This is a genomic window from Neobacillus niacini, assembly GCF_023715415.1.
Lineage (GTDB): Bacteria > Bacillota > Bacilli > Bacillales > Cytobacillaceae > Neobacillus > Neobacillus niacini_C.
Window position 1 is genome coordinate 187,581 of the sequence record NZ_JAMBOB010000002.1, and the last position, 24,742, is coordinate 212,322.

Below are 24,742 nucleotides of genomic sequence, written 5' to 3' on the forward strand. Positions count from 1 at the left end.
TTTTAATTCTTTTCAAGGTAAGTTGTTAACTCTTTCATATTCTTGCCTTGGTAAATAACCCCAGCTTGGTCAAATAGTATATAAGCCGGTTCTGTTTCAATGTTAAGCTCGGGATATGCTTGTTGTGACATTTCTAGCTCAGGCAGACTCAAAATAGTATTCACTTTTTCTGTGATTTTATTGTTTTGTTCAATCGGATTATCATTATCCCCGATGACTAAAAGCGAATAGGATTGTTCACTTTCAGATAATAGATTTGGATAGGGGAATGCGGCCTTTGTTACCATTTTAGCTGATGTCTCCTGTTGATTTTGTTCTGTTGATTGTTTTGTTTCTTCTTTAGGTTCAGTGTTTTGACAACCCACCAACAGTGTAAGTCCTATAACAATAGGCCAAGTAATTTTCTTCATATGGTATCTTCCTTTGTTGTATAGAATTCTTTTCTACACAATAGCACATTAATTGTGACTTTGAACGGGTCGATTGTGTAGGATTCGTGACATGAAAAGCAGGATTAATAGGGAGTATTGTCAAATAAGTAATAAAATCAGTTTCTTTTGAAGGAGTGGGAGTTATGCAACATATTACTGCAGGAATTGATGCTGGTGGTTCTTTAATCAAAATCGTTTATCAGGAAAATGGGAGAATGCATTTTAAGAAGTTTTCAATAAACAAGCTGGATTCCGCCATTTCATGGTTAAGAATGGTAGCTCCCACTTTAAAAGTTTCAATAACTGGCGGAAAAGCGCTTGCTATACAAAATAGTTATTTTCAAGACAGCATGTTAATCCCTGAATTCCAATCTACATGTAAGGGAGCACGTTTCTTACTAGCAAAAGAAAATAAGAGTATCGAAGAAGCCTACTTGGTCGTAAATATCGGGACGGGGACTTCGTGGCATCTGGTAAAAGGGGATAAAGCGGAACGAATTCTTGGCAGTGGAATGGGCGGAGGCACGTTCACAGGTCTAGGTTCTTTATTAACGAAAGTCCAGGATTATCAACTGCTTACCGTTCTTGCTGAAGAAGGACATAAAGGAAACGTGGATATGCTGGTTAAGGATATTTATGAAGCAGCAGACAGCCCAATTCATGGTGATTTAACAGCTGCAAACTTTGCTAAAGGTAAAAAACAGACCCATAAGGAAGCGGACAGACTGGCCGCACTTTCCAATATGATTGCAGAAACCATTGTATTGTTAACCTCGCAGGCAGCAACCATTCATCAAGTAAAAAGTGTGGTTATCATCGGAACCGCAGTTATTGGCAATCCTTCACTAAAAACCGCTCTAGAATACTATTTGAATATGTTAGGTTTAACTACGGTGTTTTTGGAAAAGGGAGAATATTGCGGTGCGATTGGAGCTTATCTAAGTGTCTAAAAATGTTCTCTTGAACTATATGTTCTTTAAAGATAAAGTAAAAGGAACATCGAAAAAAAGCAGGTGGCAACTTTGGAAAAACGATATTTTACAATTGGTATGGCTGGGCATATAGATCATGGTAAAACTTCCTTGACGAAAGTTTTGACCAATGTGGATACTGATAGATTAAAGGAAGAAAAAGAACGACAAATCTCGATTGAACTTGGATTTGCTCCATTATATGAGGATCAGGATATTCAAATTTCGGTTATTGACGTGCCGGGACATGAGCGCTTTATTCGGCAAATGATTGCTGGAGTCGCAGGGATTGACCTTGTGGTACTGGTTGTCGCTGCGGATGAAGGAGTCATGCCGCAAACGAGAGAGCATCTGGATATCCTAAAATTCTTAGGGGTGAAAAACGGGCTCGTTGCGATTTCTAAAATTGACAGGGTTGATGAAGAATTTATTGAGCTTGTAAAGGATGATATTTTAGAAGAATTAACAGGGAGTGTCTTTCGTGATGCCCCGTTTGTATTAGTGGACAGCATTTCGAAAAAGGGCATAGAAGAGTTAAAAGCATTAATCATCAAAACGCTTAAAGAGCAGGAAATGAGAGACGCAAAAGGTGCGTTTCGTCTGCCGATTGACCAGGTATTCACGGTTAAAGGTCAGGGTACAGTTGTTCGTGGGACTGTTTATGAAGGAACCGTGGAAGAGGGTCAAACAATTAAGATTATGCCGCAGGGACTCGAAGTTAAAGCCAGGCAAATTCAGGTTCATCATAAGCAAGCACAAAAAGCATATGCTGGCCAGCGAACGGCTATTAATCTTTCGGGTGTTTCGAAAGAGGACTTAGAGCGCGGTGATGTTCTAGTATCTTCTGAGCACTTTATTGTTACGAAAACAGTGGATGTAGCGATACGAGTTGTTGAAGATCTCGAACATTTGGTGAAACAGCGGATGCCGATTAAGCTTCATATTGGAACCTCAGAGGTAATGGGACGGATTGTCTTTTTTGACAGGAACGAGATTAAAGAAGAAAACGGTGAAATACTTTGTCAGCTTCGATTAGAGGAAGAAATCCTTACTAAGCGGGGGGATCGCTTTATTTTACGTCGACCAAGTCCGCAAGAGACGATTGGCGGCGGCTGGGTAATCGATCCAAGAGGAAATAAATATCGGTTTGGAAATCAAACCATTGAAGAATTGGAAAAGAAAAAGGTTGGATCACCTAAGGAACGAATAACTGCAGCTATTTTTGAAGCGAAAAGCTTACTTTTAGGCGAGTTAATAAAACGGACTGCACTTGATGAGGATACCTTGAAGGTATTTTTAGACGATGATGATTTTGTCTTATTCAATGGTAAAGAATATACACTCAAAATGTTAATTAACTCGATTGAAGAAGACATCTATGACCGCTTGCAAGAGTTCCATCAAACGCATTCAATGAAACCTGGACTTAATAAGGCAGAGCTTATGCAATCAATGCAAAAAAGGTTTCCAAAATCGTTACTAGATTATGTCGTTGAAAGTGGAATTGTCAATGGCGTATTTAATCGAAAGGAACAGTTTGTTTCATTGTCTAGCTTCGTGCCTCATGTACCGAAAAGCTGGCAAAAGCGGGCAGAAAACATGCTGGGTGAACTTAAGAAGGACGGGCTAAAGGTTCGTTATTATAAAGACTACTTTGCAGATTCAGGCATACCTGAAACGTTAGGGGCAGATTTAAGGCGTTTTCTCGAAGACCAAGAGGTTGTTGTCCATTTGGATGAGCAATTTGCATATCACGGGGATGTCTTTAAAGAAGCTGTTGAAAAACTGCGAAGTGGAACCGAAAAAGAATTTGAAGTCGGTGATGCAAAAGAAATTTTAGACCTTTCACGGAAATATATGATTCCATTTTTAGAAAGATTGGATTCTAAGGGTCTGACGAAAAGAATTGAAAATAAACGAGTCTGGCAAATATAAGCAAGTAAAAACCTCAATCCAATGTAGCGGATTGAGGTTTTATTTCCTATGAAAGAAATTCGCCAGGGTTTAGTCCTAACTCGCGGCAAATATCGCTGACCATTTGCATTTCATTGTGGTCAAAATTACCGTCTGCATACCCAATGGCAATACAATAGCGTGCAACTAAACGGGCAATTTCTGGCTTTGATCTAATTTTTCCAAGGGCACGGAAGGCTTCAGCCCGGCCAATCATCCGGTCTGCTTCAATCCGTGAAACAAAGTAATTAAATCTTTGGATGACTTTGTTACTATCAAAAACGCGTAACTCTTCGCTGGAATTAACAAATTCAATCATTTTCTGACGTTCAGTGGCATCCAAATATCCGTCCGCCATGGAAACCAGTGCACATGCAGCTACTACTGCCTCTAAAACTTCTTGACTCTTGTATCTATTAAACAATTCCTGAGCTTTTCTTTTTGACTGATTTGCCCATTCTGTAATGTCCGTTTGATTGGGGGACCAGTTGTTACCACAGCTGTTACAAGTAAACTTTAATTGGTTTTTTCCGATAAAACCGCCAAGCAATCCAACTGGACCAAGAATTAGCCCGCCAATCGCTGCTTTTCCTAACCCAAATCCCTTTTGCCCCGTTCGAACATTTGATGAGTGACAGCGCGGACAATGAATATCATCCCCATATGTACGATGGTTGTTTGGCGATGATGTTTGAGTTGGATATCCAAAAGCTGGCTGCGAATAGGAAGATTCCGGTTGTAAATGAATCCGCTGAGTCTGTTGGTTTTGCTGATAAGGGGTAGAACCATTTTGATTTTGATTAAATGTATTTTGGTTGTTGAATTGGTTCTGATTGTTATATTGATTTTGATTGTTATTAAATTGGTTCGGGTTGTTAGTAAAAAGATTTTGCTGCACAGGTGGTGTCGGTATTGGTGCAGGTGCATCATCTACTGATACACCAAAATTACGGCATAAAGCAGCCAGTCCACCTTGAAAACCACTGGCAATTGCATTGAATTTCCATTCTCCATTATGACGATAAAGTTCAGCCGCTACAATCGCTGTTTCAACAGTAAAATCTCTGCCAAGGTTAAAACGTAGCAGTTCCTCATTGGTTTGTTCATTAAAGATACGAACATACGAATTTGAGATTTGTCCAAAATTTTGCTGCTTCACTTGAGCGTCATGAATCGTAATCGTGAAAGCAATCCGATGGATATGGCTGGGAACTCTTTGTAAATCAATCCGGATTTGTTCGTCATCCCGTTCTCCAGCACCATTTCGGTTATCTCCGCTATAATTGATAGACCCATTGCCGCCGGATGGATTATTATAAAAAATGAAATCCTGATCACTTTGAACCTTTCCAGTTTGCCCTAATAAAAAGGTTGAGGCATCCAAATCAAAGTTAGAACCATTATGTGCAATATCCCATCCTAATCCAACTACCACATTTTGCAGACCAGGATGTGACTTTGTTAAATCAACTTTTTGTCCTTTGCTAAGCGTAACTCCCACGTAATTCACTCCTAATCATGTTTACTCTTCTTATCTTATTATAATGCAAGCAATGTAGAAGAAAGAAATGATACCCCTATAAATTTTTCCGCTCCTAACATGTACGATAAAATGGCGAAAAAGTTTCATAATTGTATATAGTAGAAAATAAGAAATAATTTTTCCACCCGTATCTTTTTAATTCGTTAAAACGTTTAGAATGTAGAGAGTGTTTAAGGGAGTGAAAAATAATGGCTACCAAACTTAGTCTGTACACCTTTGAAGATGTGCAGTACGAGGATTTCCTTTTTAATGAATTGTACCCAAAATTACAGAAATATTGTTACTTTCTATCCCAAAGTAAATGGGATGGGGATGACCTCGCACAAGAAGCTGTGTTAAAGGCTATAACCTATTATCATAAAGATAAAATTACAAGTGCATTATTAACTAAAATTGCCCGCAATCAGTGGATGGATACTCTTCGAAAGAGAAAAAGGGAAGATTTAAGAAATAATCAGATGGTTGAGGAGACCTATTTCCAAACCGGAGATAGTATGGATTCGGTCGATTTGTTGATGGATCACTTTACTCCAAAGCAAGCGATTATTTTTATCTTAAAAGAGGCCTTCCAATATCAATCGAGGGAAATTGCAGAGATAGTAAACACAACAGAATTTGCTGTAAAATCATGTTTAAACAGAGCGAGAAAACGGATAGAAAATCAAAGGGAAAGAGAGGAACTTGATTCACTTTGGGAAGAAGAGGAAAAAGAACAGCTTTGGAAGCTATTCCAGGACTCTTTAGTCAACCAGGACCCGACAGTTTTAATTGAAGCCATTCCGTCCATCCTAGAAACAACGGAGGTACCTTCCGCAGTGTCTCGAGGAACTGTCCCATTCAAAGCTTCATCTCCTTTAAGCACTCTCTGCATGGCTGCATAGCCTACTATTCGCTTTTAGGGAGGATGATTTGAAATGAGTACCATTCCTTATGTTATAGAACAATCTAACCGTGGTGAACGTTCCTATGATATTTATTCACGTTTGTTAAAGGATCGCATCATTATCATTGGTGATGAAATTAATGATCATGTTGCAAATAGTGTTGTTGCTCAATTATTATTTTTAGCAGCGGACGCACCTGATAAAGAAATTTCACTTTATATAAACAGCCCAGGAGGCTCAACCTCAGCTGGATTTGCTATCTATGATACCATGCAATACATTAAGCCAGATGTTCGTACTATTTGTACAGGGATGGCCGCATCTTTTGGAGCGATGCTGCTGCTCGCAGGTACAAAAGGTAAACGGTATGCTTTGCCCAATAGTGAAATTATGATTCATCAGCCACTTGGAGGCGTTAGAGGGCAGGCAACAGAAATAGAAATCTCTGCAAGGCGCATCCTAAAATTAAGAGAACATATTAACCAAATTATTGCCGATAGAACGGGTCAGAGCGTAGAAAAAGTTGCAAAAGATACCGATAGAGATTATTTTATGAGTGCCGAAGAAGCCAAAAAATATGGAATTATCGATGAGATTCTATACCCCAAAGAATAAATGGAAAATAATCATGCAAAATATGAAGAAAAAGGTTAGCACTTCGCTAGCCTTTTTTTTATTGACACCATTAGTAACATACCATATAGTTAAACAGGTGAATAGTTTAACAGTTTAACTAATATTTTTTTTTAAAAAGAGAGGGGAGAAATGGGCGATGGATAAAAAAATCATTCAAGAATTAATCGACCGATATGTGTCCGTTTCTTTTGATGTCAATAAGAAAGCAGAGTCATTGATTAAAGGTCAGATAGAAGAAGACTTAACGATTGATCAACACTATATTATCAAATACATTCAGAATTCAAAGGAATGTACATCTTCTGAATTGGCAGAAGCCTTTGATGTCAATAAAAGTGCGATCACTGCCATCATTAACCGATTGGCAGATCGAGGTCTAATTGAAAGAACGCGTGATGAAAACGATAGAAGAGTGGTTTATCTAACCTTAAGTGATAAAGGAAAACAACTGCTCCAAAAAACACATGAAAAGGTACATCTTTTAGTCGAGTCAATTATCACCCAATTTGATGAAACTGAAATTACCAATTTTATTAATACTTATGAAAAATTAGCCCTGATATTAACCAACATGAAAATGGAAGAAATGGGGGAATAAATGTGAGAGCCATTATTAAAGGAAAATGGTTTATCCTTATTGCCTGGGTAGCAATGATTGCTGTGCTATTTATGGCTGCACCAAATATGGAAACCCTTGTCCGTGAAAAGGGGCAAATTAACGTTCCAGAAGGTTATTCATCAACACTCGCTGAAAAGATTCTTAAAGATGTCCAGTCGAGTGAAAACAGTGGGAATGAGCTGCAAACAGCGTTAGTCTTTCATAGCGATAAGAAGTTAACAAAAGAAGACTTTGCGAACGCAGAAAAAGCAGTTAACACGCTTGAGAAAAATAAGGAAGAACTCGGTATTACCTCGATTCTAACTCATTTTAATCAAGAAGAATTAAAGGAACAGCTAGTATCTGAGGATGGAAAAACCATTCTTGTTTCTGTAAATGTCATAGCAAATGACCGTGAAGGAAAAGAAATATCCAAAGCCTTATATGATGCACTTGATAATGTAGAGCTAGAACACTATTACACAGGAAACTGGCTAATTTCCGAAGACCTTGTAACTAACTCTCAAGAAGGTCTAAAGAAAACAGAAGGTATTACCGTTGTATTCATATTGTTCGTACTATTACTTGTGTTTAAATCAGCTATTGCTCCGGTTATTCCATTAGTAACGGTAGGATTCAGCTATTTAGCTTCACAATCGATTGTTGCTATTTTAGTAGATAAGGTGGATTTTCCGTTATCAACCTTTACGCAAATTTTCTTAGTAGCAGTCTTATTTGGAATCGGTACAGACTATTGTATTTTGCTGCTTAGCCGTTTTAAAGAGGAAATGTCTAAGAATGATAATGTAGTAGAAGCAATCGTTATTACCTACAAGAATGCGGGGAAAACGGTCTTTTTCAGCGGATTAGCCGTTATGATCGGATTTGCATCAATTGGTTTTTCAACCTTTGTACTTTATCAATCTGCAGCAGCAGTTGCAATTGGTGTAGCGTTATTGCTACTAGCCCTATTTACTGTTGTCCCATTTTTTATGGCGGTGTTAGGAAAGAAACTATTCTGGCCTTCAAAGGGTAAGCTTGAACATGGGGAAAGTAAGTTTTGGGGATTTGTTGGTAGTTTTGCTCTAGCACGTCCTTTACTTGCCTTGCTCATTGTGGCTGCTATTTCGGTTCCAGCTTTATTTACCTACGATGGAGATTTATCTTTTAACTCTTTAGAAGAGATAGGGGATGAATTTAATTCCATCAAAGGATTTAATCTCATTTCTGATGGCTTCGGTCCAGGTGAATCTATGCCTACTCAAATTGTCATTAAAAATGATGACGAAATGAATACTTCAGAATATATCGCCATCACTGAAAAAATAAGCCAAGAGCTTAGTAAAATCAATGACGTAGATTCGGTTCGTTCTGTGACACGTCCAACAGGTGAAACCATTGATGATTTATATATTTCTGAACAAGTTAAAAGTTTAGGTGATGGACTTGGGCAAGGAAATGAAGGTATTCAGAAAATTAGCAGTGGTCTTGCCGAGGCAGGAGACCAGCTTTCTGCTAACCAGCCTAAAATGGAAGAAGCTGTAGATGGAATAGGCCAGTTAATTACTGGTACGAACCAGTTACAGTCTAGTATAGGAATTATTCAAGAAAACCTTGCTAAAATTGAAGATGGTTTGAATCAAGGTGCAGCTGGTACTACTAAAATAAAAGAAGGATTAACAGTTGTTAAATCTGAGTCTGCCAAAGTATTAGCAGGCAGCAAGCAATTGCTTGAAGGGTACAAACAAGCAGATAGTGGACTTGCGGCTCTTTCTGGAAACTACGAACAAGTAGCAAAGGGTATTGGTGATTTACACGAAACCTTAGCGGCAACAAATCAATATTTTACAAATCTAGAAAGTCAATATAATGGGATTGAGGAAAATGGTAACTATCAAGCTATAAAAATGACCATTCAAGGTTCTCAGGTAGCAACAGCAGAATTAGCTGGGAGCTTAAATCAATTAAATGCTGGATTAAAAGGCGCACAAGATGGTATCAGTTTTGCTAATGGGAAATTCTCAGAAGCCATCGCAGGTCAGGAAGCCCTTGTGAAAGGAATGGAGGACCTTATAAATGGTCTAACAGAAATTGAATCAGGACTTTATACAATGGGCAAAGGCCAAGGACAAATTGTGGATGGACTGCCTCAATTTTCAAATGGTTTAAATAGTGTTAATAACGGTCAGCAGCAAATTATGACAGGTTTTCAAGACTTGGGTGGTCAAATTACGCAGTTGACAGATGGATTGACGCAAAGTGCTGATGGATTAAATCAAGTTTCTGATGGTTTGGAGTCTGCACAAGAGTATTTAGATGGAGTAGGGAGCCAAAATAAAAATGGTTTTTATATCCCACAGGAGGTTCTAAACAGCAAAGATTTCGAACAAGTTCTAGATACTTATATGTCAAAGGATCATAAAGTAATGACGATTGATGTGGTATTTAGCAAGAATCCGTACTCTAACGAAGCCTTAAACACAGTTCCGGAAATTAAGGAAACAGTTGAACGCGTGGTAAAGGGTACGAAGCTTGAAAATGCAGAAGTAGCAGTAGGTGGAGTATCAAGTATGCACCATGACCTTGATGAAATATCACAAGCGGATTATTCACGGACCGTTGTGCTAATGCTGATAGGGATTACGCTTATTCTAATCATTCTATTCCGTTCCATCATAATGCCGCTTTATTTGATAGGGTCATTAATCTTAACCTACTATACTTCTATGGCCCTAGCAGAGGTTATTTTCGTAAACTGGTTAGGTTATTCAGGCATAAGCTGGGCTGTTCCATTTTTCGCATTTGTTATCTTAATAGCGCTTGGAATTGACTATAGTATTTTCTTAATGGACCGATTTAACGAATTTAAACATATGCCAGTAGAACAAGCCATCCTTATCGCAATGAAAAAGATGGGAACTGTTATTATCTCTGCAGCAATCATTTTGGGAGGTACGTTTGCTGCTATGATGCCGGCTGGTGTTTTATCCTTGCTCCAAATTGCAGGTATCCTATTAATCGGACTTTCACTCTATGCACTCGTGATTCTACCATTGTTTGTCCCCGTCATGGTGAAAACTTTCGGGCAAGCAAATTGGTGGCCGTTTAGGAAAGATAACGATAGTGTTGTAGATCAACATTCTACACATATGTAACAAGAAGCAGCTCGCTGAAGATTTCAGCGAGCTGCTTTATTAGGTTATTCAACAATTACAGTACCTTTAAACATATTCATTCCACAGCTAAAGGTGTATTCGCCTTCTTTATCAGGTGTAAAGGTTAACTTTGTTGTACCTGCCTTTAGGTTAACGCTATCTAAATCAAAAGCAGGCATCATAAAGGTAGAGAAACAGCTATTATCACCTGGATTTGTAATATTTAATTCCACTAGCACGCCCTTTTTTACTTTAATAACATTTGGCGAATAGCCAGTTGGTGTAATCATCATTTCAATTTTAGGTTTGGTTTCCTTCGTAATATCAAGTTCAGTTTGTTTTGGAGTGGTACTTGTATTCGTCTCTTGGGTTGCAGCTGCCTCACTCTCACCAGGAATCTTAACCAAATCACTGCTGTATAAAAACAAGAATATGGCAATGAGTACTAATCCAGCGGATAAGATATTAAATGGTGAAATTCCTTTTGTATCAAGTGTAAGTTTTCCATTTGTGTCTACGATGATAAATAATAGGACGAGGCCAAGAATGATTACATAAACACCTAGTAAAATTCCTAATATGATCGTAGGGTTATCGAACTGAAGAATAGCCCCTAGAAGAGCACCCATTATACCACTTACCACTCCAGATGCTGACCCTGTTAAAATGGCAAGGATACCTATCGGCTGACCAGCAATAAAACCAAGAATAAAGCCTATTAACGTACCCAGTCCAACAGGGAAAAATAATTCACCTGAAAGAATACCGCTAATATAACCAGCTAATAGTCCACTCATCATGGTTAGTACTGTTACGACTACCAGTCCAGATAAGGTAGCTAGCTTATTTTTATTACGATGTAAAAGGAAAATAGAAGACCCTGTCATTAAACTCATAATCACTATTGTGAATATCGATAACATATACATTTATAAAACTCCCTAAAGTTAATAAACAACATATGAATATTATAAATGCTATGTATTGTATTTTTAGAGGCTTTTATGAACGTTTAATGAAATTTGGAGGAAAATAAAAAAGACGTCAGTAACGTCTGATTAAAAAGTAAATTATTCTTTTTTTTCATGATCTAACGTGTTTTTATAGATTCTTTTTAAGGCTTCATTCTGCATTTTCATGAGTTCCAGTAAGTATTGCTTTTCCTCTTCTTCCTGTTCTATCTCATTCTTTTCATCATTTTTCAAGGAAATCACCTCATTAACTACATTGTAACCTAATAGAGGTCCATCATAAAGGGATGGAGAAGTGGAATTCAGAATAATTTTCCATAATAATATTTGACATTTTTGTATCTGAAATATATAATTTTGAAAAAATAGTATTGAAACTGTGATGAGGATTAGTAAAATGTAAATGGTCTTACAAAGAGAGGAAACCATTGGTGTAAGGTTTCTTAAGACAAACATTTGAACCTGCCTCGGAGTTCTGTATCGGATCATCTTGTTGAAGATACATGCGGATAAAATCCGTTATCATGTCGAGAGTATAAAGCATTTGCTTTATGAATTTAGGGTGGTATCGCCAGGTCTTGGTCCCTTTTTGGGGCCAAGGCCTTTTTATATTCAAAAAAATAATGAGGTGTCAAAATGGCAAAGGAATTTGTAAAAGATGTTACCAGTATGGACGAGGATTTCGCCCAGTGGTATACCGATGTAGTAACAAAAGCAGACTTAATTGATTATTCAAGTGTACGAGGATCGATGATTATCCGACCTTATGGGTATGCCCTTTGGGATAATATAAAAAATGAATTAGACCGCCGAATCAAAGAAACAGGGCATGAAAATGTTTATATGCCTTTGTTTATTCCTGAAAGCTTATTGCAAAAAGAAAAGGATCATGTTGAAGGGTTTGCACCTGAAGTAGCTTGGGTTACACATGGCGGTTCCGAGGAACTGGCTGAACGATTAGTAGTTCGCCCTACATCAGAGGTTCTTTTTTGTGAGCACTATAGCCACATCATCCATTCTTACAGGGACTTACCAAAACTTTATAATCAATGGGCAAACGTTGTCCGCTGGGAAAAGACAACTCGTCCATTCTTACGGACATTAGAGTTTTTATGGCAGGAAGGTCATACAGCACATGCGACGGATGAAGAGGCAATGGAAGAAACCATCAAAATGCTGAATGTATATGCAGCGATTTGTGAAGAGATTCTTGCAATTCCAGTAGTAAAAGGGCAGAAGACGGAAAAAGAAAAATTTGCTGGTGCGAAAGCTACTTTTACAATTGAAAGCTTAATGCATGATGGAAAAGCACTACAGTCAGGAACTTCCCACCATTTTGGAACAGGATTTGCGGAAGCATTTAATATCCAATATACCGATAAAGAAGGAAAGCTTCAGTATGTACACCAAACATCATGGGGCTTTACAACAAGAATTATTGGGGCGTTAATTATGGTGCACGGCGACGACCGAGGATTGGTAATCCCTCCAAAAGCGGCGCCAACTCAAGTGATGATTGTACCAATCGCACAGCACAAAGAAGGAGTACTTGATTTCGCCTATGATTTGAAGAAGTCATTATCTGGCGTTGCTCGTGTAGATATCGATGCTAGTGATAAAAAGCCAGGCTGGAAATTCAATGAGTACGAAATGAAGGGAATTCCAGTACGTTTGGAAGTTGGACCAAAAGATATTGAAAACAAGCAGGTTGTATTGGTAAGAAGGGATACTTTAGAAAAAGTATTCGTTCCATTGGCTGAACTTGAAACAAAACTTGCAGAATTACTCGATGACATCCAATCCAATTTATATAATAAAGCTTTAAATCACCGTGAGGAAAGAACATCCGTTGCTTCAACACTTCCTGAACTAAAGGAGAAGCTTGAAGCAAAACCAGGCTTTATTAAAGCGATGTGGTGCGGAGAACTTGCTTGTGAGGAGAAAATCAAAGAAGATACAACAGCAACTTCAAGATGTATTCCGTTTGAACAAGAACAAGTTTCAACTACATGTGTATGCTGTGGAAAAGAAGCTGACAAAATGGTTTATTGGGCAAAAGCATACTAATATGAATTTTAGACTCTTCCATTTGGAAGGGTCTTTTATTAAAAGGGGGAGACAGAATGAAACCAAGTTTAAAAGAGTTTCCAGAGGAGTTTACTACAGAGAGATTATTGATACGAAAACCCTTACCAGGTGATGGCAAAGCGGTATACGAAGCCATACAAGCATCACTAAATGAACTAAAGCCGTGGATGCCATGGGCTCATATGAATCAAACAGAGCAAGATGTAGAAGCTAATATACGCAATAGTATTGCTAAATTTATTACCCGAGAGGATTTACGCTTACATCTATTCAATAAAGAGACCGGTGAATTTATTGGTTCATCAGGTTTGCATCGAATAAACTGGGATATACCTAAGTTTGAAATCGGATATTGGATAGATACTCGTTTTTCTGGCAGAGGGTATATTTCGGAATCAACTGATGCAATTACAAAATTTGCATTTGCAGAACTCAACGCTAAACGTGTTGAAATCCGTTGCGATTCCAAAAATATCAAAAGTCGTGTGATTCCAGAAAAATTAGGTTTTACACTTGAGGGTATCTTAAAATATGACAGTATTTCGGTAGCAAGTAAGGAACCTAGAGATACCTGTGTTTTTGCAAAAATTATAGAATAGAAAATTATCTTAAAAAGAGTATCTAATACAAATTAGATACTTTTTTAAATTCACTAACTCGATAATATCGTTCTTACTAGGTATAAAGTACTGATTCAAAGTATTCAAATATAATTGAATGTGATTTACATCACTTACTCCTTGTGCGAAATCTCATATAATCACTATATAAATAGTGATAACCACATAAGGGAGTGTTAGTATTGTTAAATCAACAAACAATTGAAATCATTAAATCAACGGTACCTGTTTTAGAAAAACATGGAGAAGCAATTACAACACGTTTTTATCAAATGATGTTTGGAAATCATCCAGAACTATTAAATATCTTTAACCATGCAAACCAAAAACAAGGAAGACAACAAAGGGCGCTTGCAGGGACAGTGTATGCGGCGGCACAATATATTGATAACCTTGAAGCGATCCTTCCTGTTGTTAAACAAATTGCTCATAAACATAGAAGTCTTGGAATTAAACCTGAGCATTATCCAATTGTCGGCAAACACCTGCTATTAGCGATTAAAGATGTACTTGGTGATGCGGCAACAGATGAGATTATTAATGCCTGGGGTGAAGCATATGGAGTAATTGCAGATGCCTTTATCGGTGTTGAGGCAGAAATGTACGAACAAGCTGAAAAACAACAAGGCGGTTGGGATGGATTCCGAAGTTTTGTGGTTGACCGGAAAGTAAAAGAAAGTGATGTTATTACATCCTTCTATTTAAAGCCGGTAGATAACAAGGAAATTGCTCCATTCCTTCCGGGTCAGTATATTAGCATAAAACTTGAAATCGATGGCGAGGAATTTACACATATTCGTCAATATAGCTTGTCTGATGCACCTGGCAAAGATTATTACCGCATTAGCGTAAAACGTGAAGCTGGAACAGCGAACCCTGATGGTATGGTATCAAATTACCTGCATGACGGTATAACAGAAGGAGAAATCCTAAATGTAAGTGCTCCAGCGGGAGACTTTGTCCTTGATATTGAGAAAAGCACACCTGTAGTGTTATTAAGCGGTGGTGTAGGATTAACACCAATGTTAAGTATGTTAAAAACAGTGGTTGAAGTTCAGCCGGAAAGAAATGTAACCTTCATTCATGCTGCGGCAAATGGAAATGTTCATGCACTTAGAGATGAAGTAGAAGCCCTTGCTTCGAAGGACAATGTGACCTCATTCTTCTTTTATGATTCACCAACGGAAGAGGATCGAAAGAACAATACCTTCGATGTTGAAGGCTATGTGACACAAGAGTGGCTTGTAAACAACCTATCAAGTTTAGATGCAGACTTCTATTTCTGTGGTCCACTGCCATTTATGAAATCTATTAATACTTCTTTAAAGAATTTAGGGGTAAATGATGAAAGAATTCACTTTGAATTTTTTGGGCCAAAAGATAGTTTAGAAGAAAGTGTGAAGAAAGAACCGGTTTCCGTTTAGGAACCGGTTTTTTTATGCGTTGAAAGTTTGATTACGCCACTAATTGTGATTAAATAAAAGGTAGAAATAGCCTGAAAGGATGAAGCTTTTTGAATAAGAATGTCATAAGGTCGGTTACCATGGTATCAGTATTTTTTTGCCTCCTCTGGCTAGTTGGACTTGGCTGGGCCGTAGCCGAATATTATGCAGGCAAGCCGGATAAAATCCCAGAGAAAACCGTTATTGAAAAGAAAGCAGAGAAAAAAGAAGGTATGCATATTGTTGCCTTAGGTGATTCCTTAACAAGAGGAACCGGTGATGAAACTGGAAAAGGCTATGTTGGTGTCCTTATGGACGAAATAAAGGAAAAATCAAAGCAGGAAGTGCGGCTAACGAATCTAGGTATTAGCGGACAAGTGTCTGACCAGCTAAAGGAGCAAATTCAGCAAACGGAAGTTAAGCGGCAAATTCAAACGGCCGATATGGTTTTAGTCACAATGGGCGGCAATGATTTGTTCAGGGGTGGACAAGGTTTACTCGAATTTAATCCAGAAGACATTACTGAAATCGAGAAGAATTTCCTTGAGAACATGAATTTTATTTTCCAGCAGATACGGACAAGTAATCCAAATGCAAATGTTTTCTGCATTGGCTTATATAACCCATTTATTGACTTAGATGATGGAAAAGAACTGTCAAAAGTAGTTCGTCATTGGAATTATCAGAGTGCCGAGTTAAGCGCCACTTTCCCGAAGATTGTATTTGTACCAACATTTGATCTTTTTGAGCTGAAGGTTAATGATTATCTATACACTGACAAGTTTCATCCAAATACAAAAGGGTACCGTTTAATAGCTGAACGAGTGGCTTCATTGCTTACTTGGTAAGGAGACAGGCGAAGATGGAGAAAATAACTTTATCTGTACATAATTTGAAAAAAATAATCGGCAAAAAAGAAATCATTAAAGGGATTAGTTTTGATTTAAAAGAAGGTGAGGTATTTGGATTCTTAGGTCCAAATGGTGCCGGTAAAACAACGACCATCCGGATGTTAGTGGGATTAATTAAACCTACTTCCGGAAGCATTCAAATTGGCGGCTATAATATTGAAGAAAACTTCGAGGAAGCAATGAAACATCTCGGCTGTATTGTTGAAAATCCTGAATTATACCCGTATTTGTCTGGATATGATAATCTGCTGCATTTTGCGAATATGCTTGAAGGCATCGGCAAAGAGCGTATCAGTGAAGTGACAAAGCTTGTAGGTCTAAAGGATCGAATTCATGATAGGGTAAAAACCTATTCACTTGGAATGAGACAAAGACTGGGGATTGCACAGGCGCTATTAGGAAGACCCAAGGTATTAATTCTGGATGAACCAACGAATGGGTTAGATCCTGCTGGAATTAGAGAAATGAGGGAGTTTATTCGGTTCCTTGCTGAAGATGAAGGACTAAGTGTTCTTGTATCTAGCCATCTATTAAGCGAAATTCAACTACTTTGCGACCGAGTTGCAATTATTTCAAGAGGAACCGTAATTAAAACGGATTCTGTTCACAACCTGTTATCAAATAGAGAAAGAGTTGTCTGGCGTTTCCATCCCCTAGAGGAGGGGAAGCAGGTTTTGCGTTCTGTCACAACCATTGAAGAAAAAGAAGATGGTTCCATTTCGACCGAATATGATGAAATTAAAACAGCGCAGTGGAATAAAATGCTTGTCGAAGCAGGGGTTTCTGTGACTGAAATGAATCGCAAAATGCCTGTATTGGAAGATTTGTTCCTCGAGTTAACCGGGGGTGATTCCATTGAATAAGCTGGTTCAAAATGAAATGATGAAGCTGATAGCCAAGAAACGTCTAATTGTGATTGCGATTATTATTAGCATTCTGGTTGCAATGTTTACTTATGCCCAATATAAAGAGGTTGAAAGGCAAAGAGAAAAGTTAGGAACCGACGATTGGCGGACGATGATCCAACAAACGATTATTGACCAGCAAAACCGAATTAGCAGTTCTCGAATTTCGGATGAATGGAAAAAACAACTGCAAATTGCCTTGCAGCAAAATCAATATTATTTAGATCACGATATAAACCCCTCCGAGCCTGGTGCTCCGACGTTTATGAGGATTTTTTTAGAGAATTCAATTGAACTATTTATCCCTTTGATGGTGATGGTCATTGCCAGCGATATTGTATCCTCTGAGCATAGTCAAGGCTCGATTAAGTTACTATTAACGCGGCCAGTAAAAAGGTGGAAGGTCCTGCTGAGTAAATATATAAGTTTAACTTTTGCCATCTCGTTAATTGTGGCAATAGCTGGAATTCTCTCTTATGGTATTTCAGGATTGGTGTTTGGTTATCAAGGGTGGGGAGCACCCGTATTGACTGGTTTTAGTGTGAATGATGCAGGTTTAAATACCGCTAGCGTGAAGTTAATTGATCAATGGCAGTTTCTATTAATGGACTTTGGACTTGTATGGTTTGTAGCGATTGTCGTTGGGACATTGTCTTTCATGCTATCTGTATTAATTCGCAGCACGGCTGCTGGTATGGGTGTTATGCTGGCTGCTCTAATTTCTGGAGCGATTCTTAGCAATATGGTTTCATCGTGGGAGTCAGCTAAGTATTTCTTTATGGTGAATTTAAAGCTAACAAACTATATGAATGGGAACCCTCCGCCAATTGAGGGAATGACATTGTCATTTTCAATGTTGGTTCTCCTTGTGTGGTGGGCGATTGGATTATTTGTATCATTCTTTGTATTTACCAAAAAGGATGTATATTAATACAAGTAAGGAAGCAATTCCTACAAATAGTAAAATGAAAAAACCACCTGTAAAAGGTGGTTTTGCTGCCTTAATTGGGGGATTAAGGCGATGATTAAACAAGGGATATTCTATTCAATGGCAAGAAGGGAGGGATTCCTTTTCCATTGGTTTAACCATTTACTGATTAGCTGTCATTTTTACTGGTTCTTTACTTACTCCAAGGTGCTGTTTAATGATAAGGGAAGGGCCGCCAAGGTTTAATAAATAGCGAGCTTCAATTACCTGTTTCATGAAAGCACCAAATAATCCTGATAATCTAAAGTTTCCAACTTTTCCTACTGCAGCCAAGGTTCCGATTGATGCAACAGATCCTTTGTGATGGTATTCAAATGCTTTCAAACTGCCTCCTCTTAACGCAGCTACAATATTCTTTGCACAAACATCAGCTTCTTGAAGGGCAACCTGTGCAGTTGGAGGAAGAGCATTTTTTTCATCCTTCATAAATAAGGAACAGTCACCAATACTAAAGATGTTCTTTCTATCCTTAACACGGAGGAATGAATCTACTGGAAGTTTACCTTTTACAATCGGTAGGCCGCAATTCTGTACAATTTCATTGCCTTTCACACCACATGACCAGATTAATGTTCGAGTAGGAATTTCGATATTATTTTCAAGCACAACCTTTTCAGGTGTACATTCTAAAATCTTAGTTGCCATATACATTTTGATATTAAACTTTTCAAGAACTTCGGTTGTATATTGGATGGATTCCTTAGGGAAAAACGGAATAACCGAAGGTGCAGCCTCTACGGCAACAATTTTTACATCTTCAAATGGAACATCATATTTTTTACAAAGTTTAGGAAGTCCTTCAGCTAATTCACCTAACATTTCTATTCCTGTAAATCCGCCGCCCGCTACAACAAAGGTGAGGCGAGATGGATCTTTGTCTTCTTTATAAAGGGATAATTGTCGAATGATTTGATTATAAATGGCTTTGGTACTTCTAAAGCTGCGAATGGCAAAAGCATGTTCCTTAATACCGGGAATTCCGAAAGTTTCGATATCAAAACCTAAAGCGACTAATAGATAATCGTATTCTACCGTTTCGCCACCTTCTAGGTGGACCGCTTGCTTTGTTGTATCTACCCCCGTAACATTGCCCTTTTTAAAATTTGTTTTTTCAGGATTAATTAAGTCTGGAATCTCCATTGCAATTTGACGATCTGCCGCAGTTCCCGCTCCAGTTTTATGGAGTTGTGTCGTAATGTAATGATATTCATGTTTATTGATTAAAGTAACGTCTGCTTCGCCAGACTTTAGTAACTTTTCTAGCTTTTTACTTGTGATGATTCCACCGTATCCTGCTCCTAAGATCACTATTTTTGGTTTATTCATTTTAACCCTCTCCTATCACAATATCTATGTATAATTTGTGAAAAACTTCACATTTATCATTAAAAAATATAGAGCAATTTGCTCGTTAATATTGTGAATTTTTTCACATATCTTCTATATTCATAGAATACGATATCTTTTAAGAAGAAACAAGTGGTATTTACTATTAAAATTTGTCGAATTGGTAAATTTTTTTCGACTTATAGGGAATGATAAATTCGTGCCAATTTAAAAACTGGTTAAATATGACGAATATAGTAAGAAAGAAGGAGACTAGTAATGAAAAAAAGAATGTTGATTATCTTGCTAGGATTAATACTAGCAATGCCAGGCTTTGCATTAGCAAATGTACAAACGCCAGGTGGAAATGAAAAACCAGCAGTACCAGACTCTCAGGATAAAGATGGAGAGAAGGATACAGAGGAATGTGATTGTGAAAAACAGGAACATAATCACAAAGACTGGCAGGCAAAAATGGCAGAGCGTGAACAAAAACTGCTAGGATGGGTCGATCAATTTACCCCTGATAAAAAAGCAGAATGGACAAAGGTATTAGCTGAGAAGAAGGAATTAAGAAACAAGTGGCTAAGTCCTGAAAATGCTGCGAAACGTGAAAAGTGGAAGCAAGAAAAAATGTCGAAGATTCAAGAGTTAAAGAAACAACTGGATGCAGGAAAAATAACAAAAGAGGAATTTGTTCAAAAAGCTCACGGAGGCAAAGCAATGGGTCATTGGAAAACCTATCATGACCTAAAGAAAGCAGTTGAGGCGAAAAATGATAAAACTGCAGCAGAATTGTTAAATCAATTGCTCGATCAGTCTAAACAACATAATGAAAAGATAAAGACAATGTTAGCAGAATAGAAATGTGGAGTTGATTCACTTGGCTAGGAATCGATTGTTAATGACAACAGCTGCACTAGGGGCAGCGTATTTACTAAGAAATGATAAAGCACGGAAGAAACTAATCAATCAACTTCAAAACTTTGCGGATAAATCGCGAAGATAAAAAATGCAAGCTGCGATAGTGCAGCTTGCATTTTTCTTATTTTTTTAATTCAATCTTTTCCTTCTGTGCCTCTTTAAGATCATCCTTAAACTCTTCCTTAATGTCATTGGTAATTCCATCTGTAGCACGCTTGAATTCACGAAGGGATTTACCAAATGCACGGCCAATTTCAGGCAGTTTATTTGGTCCAAAGACAATTAAGGCAAGCACTAGAATTAAGATTAATCCGGGTACACCAATGTTTGAAAACATATTGAACCTCCTTAAATGTATTAGAGAACTAATTTAGATTGTACGTAATGTAATAAAAGCTTTGCTGTATTTTCAATTGATGATTTGTGTGTTCGTTCAAAAGCGTGCGAGGAATCGATTCCTGGACCTATTAACCCGTGTACGATGTCGTGACCAGCGCGAATGGCTGCTGAGGCATCGGAGCCATAGAAGGGATAGATATCGAGTTTGTACTTAATATTATTTTCTTCAGCAAGCCGTACTAAATTTTTTCGGAGTTCGTAATGATAGGGTCCACTTGCATCCTTAACACAAATAGAAACCGTGTATTCATCTGTTGATTGTCCATCACCCATTGCCCCCATATCAACGGCCAAGTACTCGACTGTTTCGGGTGTAATATTGGAATTACCACCGTAACCGATTTCCTCATTGTTTGAGATTAAGAAATGGGTGGTGTACGGTAATTGTATGTTTTCTGTTTTTACTTGTTTAATTAACTGAAGTAAAATCGCGACACTTGCTTTATCATCCAAATGACGCGATTTAATAAATCCGCTTGGAGTTATTTCTACCCGCGGATCAAAAGAAACGAAATCGCCAACTTCAATCCCTAGTGCTCGAATATCCTCTGCATTATGTACTTTTTCATCCAGTCTGATTTCCATATTTTCTTGATTTCGTTCAGCTTTTCCAGCGTCCTTATAAACATGGACAGAGGTTTGATGCATCAGAATGGTACCGGTGATTTTTCTTCCGCTGCTGGTTTCAATTTGGCAGTATTCACCCTCAATCGAGTTATACTTAAAGCCGCCAATCAAGTCAATTTTAAGTCTTCCGTTTGCCTTAATTTCCTTAACCATTGCCCCGAGTGTATCTACGTGTGCCGTAAGCATACGATGCTGACTAGAATTCTTTCCTTCTAGAGTCGCGATAAGGCCGCCTTTACGGTTTCTTCTTGTCTCAACCTTCAATTCTGCCAGATACTTTTCAACATAGGATATCACTTCATTTGTATTCCCAGATGGACTAGGAATCGATACTAAATCCACCAATAATTTCATTGTTTCCTCTGTATTCTTATTTGTCAAAGCTTTTATCTCCCTTCGAAATAACACTCTTTCTTATTATAACATTTTATAGAAAACTCAATCGAATTCAAAATTCGGCAACTTTTTCGTGTTCACTGCATAGTGTAGGAAGTGTGGTTTTTATTGAAAATGGGTATAAAAGGAATAATTTAGAATTATTAAATAACTTATCGTTTATGGGGGAGAAAAATGACCAGATTTGAACTATATCACCAAAAAACAAAGCAAATTTCCTGGAAGAGACCATTTTCTATCATACTAATATGTATGATAGTGAGCATAAGCTTTTTTGTGTTTCGGTATTATTATCAAAGTACAATTAAAATTGAATCACCAGAGGAAAATCTAGGGTCCCAGGTCGTCATCCATCTTCCTGATGGAAAAGAAGTGTTTACCTATGAAAATTACATTTTTGAAAAGGATGGAAGGACTTACTATAAGGGTGAGCGGAATACCATTGATTTAACCGGGGGTAAGGTAACGTACGAAAATTGGGAGTAACAAAAAAAAGACTAAGCAGCCTAGTCTTTTTTTGTTATTTGAACCAGCCCTTCTTTTTAAACCAGAGAGACATTCCTAAAACGACTAAAAACATTAAGAATAGAGTGGAAAAATAACCATATCTCCATGTTAATTCCGGCATATAGTGAAAGTTCATCCCATAGATCCCTGCTATAAAGGTAAGCGGCATAAATAAGGTAGTAATAACTGTAAGAACCTTCATCACATGGTTTGTTTGATGTGAATTTAAAGAAATATAGCTGTCTCGGATGTCAGACGCTAATTCTCGATTGGCTTCAACCATTTCGGTTAGTTTTAACAAATGATCATGGATATCAGAGAAGTACTCCAATTTGATCTGCATTTTGGTCATGCGTTGTGAATTAATGATTCGATAGACCAAATCTCTCATAGGAGTAACGGTATGTCTTAAAGCTAGAAGCTGGTGTCTTGTATCGAAAAGATCCTCTAATAAGGCCTCCATTGATCTCCCCTTAGAATTCTCATCTAATTCATTTAAGGTATCCTCCACTTGATAGACAAGCGGAAAATAATTATCCACCATTTTATCCAAGACATGATATAACACTTGAGATGGATGCCACTTCTTAACTTTTGTAGAGAGTGAAAATCTGTTCCAAACTTCATCAATTTCGGGTGATGGCTGGTGGTGAAAGGTTACAATAAAATTCTCAGCAAGGAAGAAATCAATTTCTTCTTTAGTAATAGTGGTTGGATTTAAGGCTTGTGTGACAAAAAAAGTATAATCCTCATAATAGTCGAGTTTTGGGCGCTGCAAGGTAAAGATACAATCCTCGATTGCCAATGGGTGAAATTGAAGTGGCGAATTTAAAACCTCTATTTCACTTTGAGATGGCTGGTGAAAATCAATCCAATACCATAAGTAATTTCCATTGACTAACTCTGTTGCGTCCAAATTATGGATCAATTGATAATTTTGGTTTACTGCAATCGTTTTAATCATATTTAACACCTTATTCATTCTTCAGGATTTAGACAATAATCTACATTCCATAATCATACCGATAAAAGCTATTAATTTCAAAATAGGATTAGGGGATATTTCAATTATCGGAATAAAATACCATTAATCAAGGAAAGGTAAGGGGAAAGAAGTGGATTTGAGGGAAGGTAATGTCATCTAATAAGGTTCAATCCATTCATGATTCCATAAAATCGAAAATTCAAAAGTCTGAAGACATTGTTTTGAAGGAACTAAAAACAAAGGAAAAAAATCTTGACACTTTTTATTTCAAAACACTTACTGACGAGACGCAATTACAAAATTTCTTAATTAAGCCCTTCTTTGAAATCATAACGCCAGATCGGTTTTTATCCTATTTACAATCACACCCGAAAATTAAACCTTTTGAGAGTGAACAGCAAACCCTGGATGAATTGATTGGGGGAGCGGTGATTCTTTTTTATATGGATACTATTTTTATTTTGGATAGTAGGATAGACCGCAATAATTCAGTTTTGGATACAACGGTCGAAACAACCATTCAGGGGCCGCAATCAGGGTTTAGTGAAAGTCTTGGCACAAATCTTGGATTGATTCGTCACCGTTATCCTGAGCCTTCCCTACAGGTGGACTCAACTAAAATAGGTTCCATATCCAGAACCCAGGTTATGATTGTTTATGATAAAAATAAAGTGGATCCGGTAGTACTTGATAATGTGAAAAAATTCCTTTCGTCGATTGACATTGAAATATTTCAGTCAGGAGAGCAATTGTTAGATTTTACAAAAAAATCAAGGCGAACTCTCTATCCAACCATAATGGTTACGGAACGACCTGACCGTGTTGCTGTTAACCTCACAACAGGAAAAGTAATATTACTCATTGCAGGGTCACCTTTTGCAGTACTTATGCCTACAGTAATGAAAGATTTAATGGCTTCAATGGCAGACATCTATCAAACCTATTGGATAGGTAAGTTTTTACTAACACTGCGATATATTGGATTGTTTACGAGTACGATGCTCCCCGCCGTATACGTAGCATTGACAAGCTATAATCCGGAGGTATTTCGAGTTCAATTGGCTCTATCCGTAGCAGGTAGCCGTCATGCGGTTCCATATCCATCGTTTATAGAAGTGTTACTGATGTTAATAATGATGGAGTTGCTAATGGAGGCAAGTATTCGACTTCCGAAAGCCATTGGTCCCACAGCTACTACGGTAGGGGGGTTAATATTGGGACAGGCTGCTACCGATGCAGGACTTGTAAGTAATATCATGATTATCATAGTTTCATTAGGAGCAATCTCTAATTTCGTGATTCCGATAAGTATTTTTAGCTTTGCAGTTAGGATCTCAAAGTATTTACTACTGTTATTATCGATATTTTACGGGTTAGTGGGCGTGATAATAGGATTCTTCCTTTTGATAGCCTACATGGTAAGTCTTGATAGTTTTGGTAAGCCGTTTTTTACCTTTATCGAAAACAAATCAACGAATTAAT

At 37.7% G+C, this 24,742-nt stretch carries 24 protein-coding genes and 1 other annotated feature; of the genes, 16 read left to right on the top strand and 8 right to left on the bottom strand.

Annotation, left to right across the window (positions count from 1 at the left end):
- Positions 1 to 2: 2 nt before the first annotated feature.
- Positions 3 to 410: a hypothetical protein gene (locus M3189_RS04275; RefSeq protein WP_251632407.1), complete on the bottom strand. Its 408-nt coding sequence runs from the start codon at positions 408 to 410 to the stop codon at positions 3 to 5.
- A 164-nt stretch (positions 411 to 574) separates the two neighbouring features.
- On the opposite strand from M3189_RS04275, the gene coaW reads away from it, so the two are divergent.
- Positions 575 to 1,381, top strand: coding sequence for a type II pantothenate kinase (coaW, locus tag M3189_RS04280; RefSeq protein WP_251632409.1), 807 nt, complete (start codon positions 575 to 577; stop codon positions 1,379 to 1,381).
- A 72-nt stretch (positions 1,382 to 1,453) separates the two neighbouring features.
- Positions 1,454 to 3,337 carry a selenocysteine-specific translation elongation factor gene (selB, locus tag M3189_RS04285; protein WP_251632411.1) on the top strand — a complete coding sequence of 628 codons (1,884 nt, stop codon included), beginning with the start codon at positions 1,454 to 1,456 and terminating at the stop codon, positions 3,335 to 3,337.
- 46 nt (positions 3,338 to 3,383) lie between these two features.
- Here selB and M3189_RS04290 read toward each other — a convergent pair whose 3' ends face one another.
- A complete protein-coding gene (locus M3189_RS04290) occupies positions 3,384 to 4,856 on the bottom strand; it encodes a TerD family protein (protein WP_251632413.1) in 1,473 nt (490 codons plus the stop codon).
- Positions 4,857 to 5,086: 230 nt separating this feature from the next.
- Here M3189_RS04290 and M3189_RS04295 point away from each other — a divergent pair, with 230 nt between their 5' ends.
- The 4 genes from M3189_RS04295 (at position 5,087) to M3189_RS04310 (ending at position 10,171) form a co-directional block, all read left to right on the top strand.
- Positions 5,087 to 5,779 carry a sigma-70 family RNA polymerase sigma factor gene (locus M3189_RS04295; RefSeq protein ID WP_251632415.1) on the top strand — a complete coding sequence of 231 codons (693 nt, stop codon included), beginning with the start codon at positions 5,087 to 5,089 and terminating at the stop codon, positions 5,777 to 5,779.
- 33 nt (positions 5,780 to 5,812) lie between these two features.
- Entirely contained in the window at positions 5,813 to 6,397 is a 585-nt protein-coding gene (clpP, locus tag M3189_RS04300) for an ATP-dependent Clp endopeptidase proteolytic subunit ClpP (protein ID WP_251632417.1), read from the top strand.
- 157 nt (positions 6,398 to 6,554) lie between these two features.
- The gene (locus M3189_RS04305; protein WP_251632419.1) at positions 6,555 to 7,016 is read left to right on the top strand and encodes a MarR family winged helix-turn-helix transcriptional regulator; all 462 of its coding nucleotides are present in this window, start codon (positions 6,555 to 6,557) and stop codon (positions 7,014 to 7,016) included.
- 2 nt (positions 7,017 to 7,018) lie between these two features.
- Positions 7,019 to 10,171, top strand: a complete 3,153-nt coding sequence (locus tag M3189_RS04310) for an MMPL family transporter (protein ID WP_251632420.1) — start codon at positions 7,019 to 7,021, stop codon at positions 10,169 to 10,171.
- Positions 10,172 to 10,215: 44 nt separating this feature from the next.
- Here M3189_RS04310 and M3189_RS04315 read toward each other — a convergent pair whose 3' ends face one another.
- Positions 10,216 to 11,100: a cupredoxin domain-containing protein gene (locus tag M3189_RS04315; RefSeq protein ID WP_251632422.1), complete on the bottom strand. Its 885-nt coding sequence runs from the start codon at positions 11,098 to 11,100 to the stop codon at positions 10,216 to 10,218.
- A 141-nt stretch (positions 11,101 to 11,241) separates the two neighbouring features.
- Positions 11,242 to 11,376, bottom strand: coding sequence for a hypothetical protein (locus M3189_RS26840; RefSeq protein ID WP_285889361.1), 135 nt, complete (start codon positions 11,374 to 11,376; stop codon positions 11,242 to 11,244).
- A 136-nt stretch (positions 11,377 to 11,512) separates the two neighbouring features.
- Positions 11,513 to 11,732, top strand: a binding site (T-box leader).
- Positions 11,733 to 11,778: 46 nt separating this feature from the next.
- Here M3189_RS26840 and proS point away from each other — a divergent pair.
- The 6 genes from proS (at position 11,779) to M3189_RS04345 (ending at position 18,039) form a co-directional block, all read left to right on the top strand.
- Positions 11,779 to 13,209: a proline--tRNA ligase gene (gene proS / locus M3189_RS04320; RefSeq protein WP_251632424.1), complete on the top strand. Its 1,431-nt coding sequence runs from the start codon at positions 11,779 to 11,781 to the stop codon at positions 13,207 to 13,209.
- A 56-nt stretch (positions 13,210 to 13,265) separates the two neighbouring features.
- Complete coding sequence (locus M3189_RS04325; protein ID WP_251632426.1) at positions 13,266 to 13,829, top strand: GNAT family N-acetyltransferase; 564 nt, start codon at positions 13,266 to 13,268, stop codon at positions 13,827 to 13,829.
- Positions 13,830 to 14,032: 203 nt separating this feature from the next.
- Positions 14,033 to 15,274, top strand: a complete 1,242-nt coding sequence (gene hmpA, locus M3189_RS04330; protein ID WP_251632428.1) for an NO-inducible flavohemoprotein — start codon at positions 14,033 to 14,035, stop codon at positions 15,272 to 15,274.
- 89 nt (positions 15,275 to 15,363) lie between these two features.
- Positions 15,364 to 16,140, top strand: coding sequence for an SGNH/GDSL hydrolase family protein (locus M3189_RS04335; RefSeq protein WP_251632431.1), 777 nt, complete (start codon positions 15,364 to 15,366; stop codon positions 16,138 to 16,140).
- A gap of 14 nt (positions 16,141 to 16,154) precedes the next feature.
- A complete protein-coding gene (locus tag M3189_RS04340) occupies positions 16,155 to 17,066 on the top strand; it encodes an ABC transporter ATP-binding protein (protein WP_251632433.1) in 912 nt (303 codons plus the stop codon).
- Positions 17,059 to 18,039, top strand: coding sequence for an ABC transporter permease (locus M3189_RS04345; RefSeq protein ID WP_251632454.1), 981 nt, complete (start codon positions 17,059 to 17,061; stop codon positions 18,037 to 18,039). Before M3189_RS04340 ends, M3189_RS04345 begins: the two co-directional genes overlap by 8 nt.
- A 159-nt stretch (positions 18,040 to 18,198) precedes the next feature.
- On the opposite strand, the gene M3189_RS04350 is transcribed toward M3189_RS04345, so the two are convergent.
- Complete coding sequence (locus tag M3189_RS04350) at positions 18,199 to 19,422, bottom strand: NAD(P)/FAD-dependent oxidoreductase (RefSeq protein ID WP_251632456.1); 1,224 nt, start codon at positions 19,420 to 19,422, stop codon at positions 18,199 to 18,201.
- A 279-nt stretch (positions 19,423 to 19,701) separates the two neighbouring features.
- On the opposite strand from M3189_RS04350, the gene M3189_RS04355 reads away from it, so the two are divergent.
- Together M3189_RS04355 and M3189_RS26845 are read left to right on the top strand one after the other, a co-directional pair.
- Positions 19,702 to 20,286: a hypothetical protein gene (locus M3189_RS04355; RefSeq protein WP_251632458.1), complete on the top strand. Its 585-nt coding sequence runs from the start codon at positions 19,702 to 19,704 to the stop codon at positions 20,284 to 20,286.
- A 19-nt stretch (positions 20,287 to 20,305) separates the two neighbouring features.
- Positions 20,306 to 20,431, top strand: coding sequence for a hypothetical protein (locus tag M3189_RS26845; protein ID WP_285889362.1), 126 nt, complete (start codon positions 20,306 to 20,308; stop codon positions 20,429 to 20,431).
- A gap of 36 nt (positions 20,432 to 20,467) precedes the next feature.
- On the opposite strand, the gene tatA is transcribed toward M3189_RS26845, so the two are convergent.
- Together tatA and M3189_RS04365 are read right to left on the bottom strand one after the other, a co-directional pair.
- Positions 20,468 to 20,683, bottom strand: coding sequence for a twin-arginine translocase TatA/TatE family subunit (gene tatA / locus M3189_RS04360; protein ID WP_095248731.1), 216 nt, complete (start codon positions 20,681 to 20,683; stop codon positions 20,468 to 20,470).
- A 20-nt stretch (positions 20,684 to 20,703) separates the two neighbouring features.
- Positions 20,704 to 21,726 carry a M42 family metallopeptidase gene (locus M3189_RS04365; protein WP_435368061.1) on the bottom strand — a complete coding sequence of 341 codons (1,023 nt, stop codon included), beginning with the start codon at positions 21,724 to 21,726 and terminating at the stop codon, positions 20,704 to 20,706.
- Between the two features lie 300 nt (positions 21,727 to 22,026).
- Here M3189_RS04365 and M3189_RS04370 point away from each other — a divergent pair, with 300 nt between their 5' ends.
- On the top strand, positions 22,027 to 22,254 hold the full coding sequence (locus M3189_RS04370; protein ID WP_251632461.1) for a hypothetical protein: 228 nt from the start codon (positions 22,027 to 22,029) through the stop codon (positions 22,252 to 22,254).
- Between the two features lie 34 nt (positions 22,255 to 22,288).
- Here M3189_RS04370 and corA read toward each other — a convergent pair whose 3' ends face one another.
- Positions 22,289 to 23,239, bottom strand: coding sequence for a magnesium/cobalt transporter CorA (gene corA / locus M3189_RS04375; RefSeq protein ID WP_251632463.1), 951 nt, complete (start codon positions 23,237 to 23,239; stop codon positions 22,289 to 22,291).
- A gap of 170 nt (positions 23,240 to 23,409) precedes the next feature.
- On the opposite strand from corA, the gene M3189_RS04380 reads away from it, so the two are divergent.
- A complete protein-coding gene (locus M3189_RS04380) occupies positions 23,410 to 24,741 on the top strand; it encodes a spore germination protein (protein WP_251632465.1) in 1,332 nt (443 codons plus the stop codon).
- Position 24,742 lies beyond the last annotated feature (1 nt).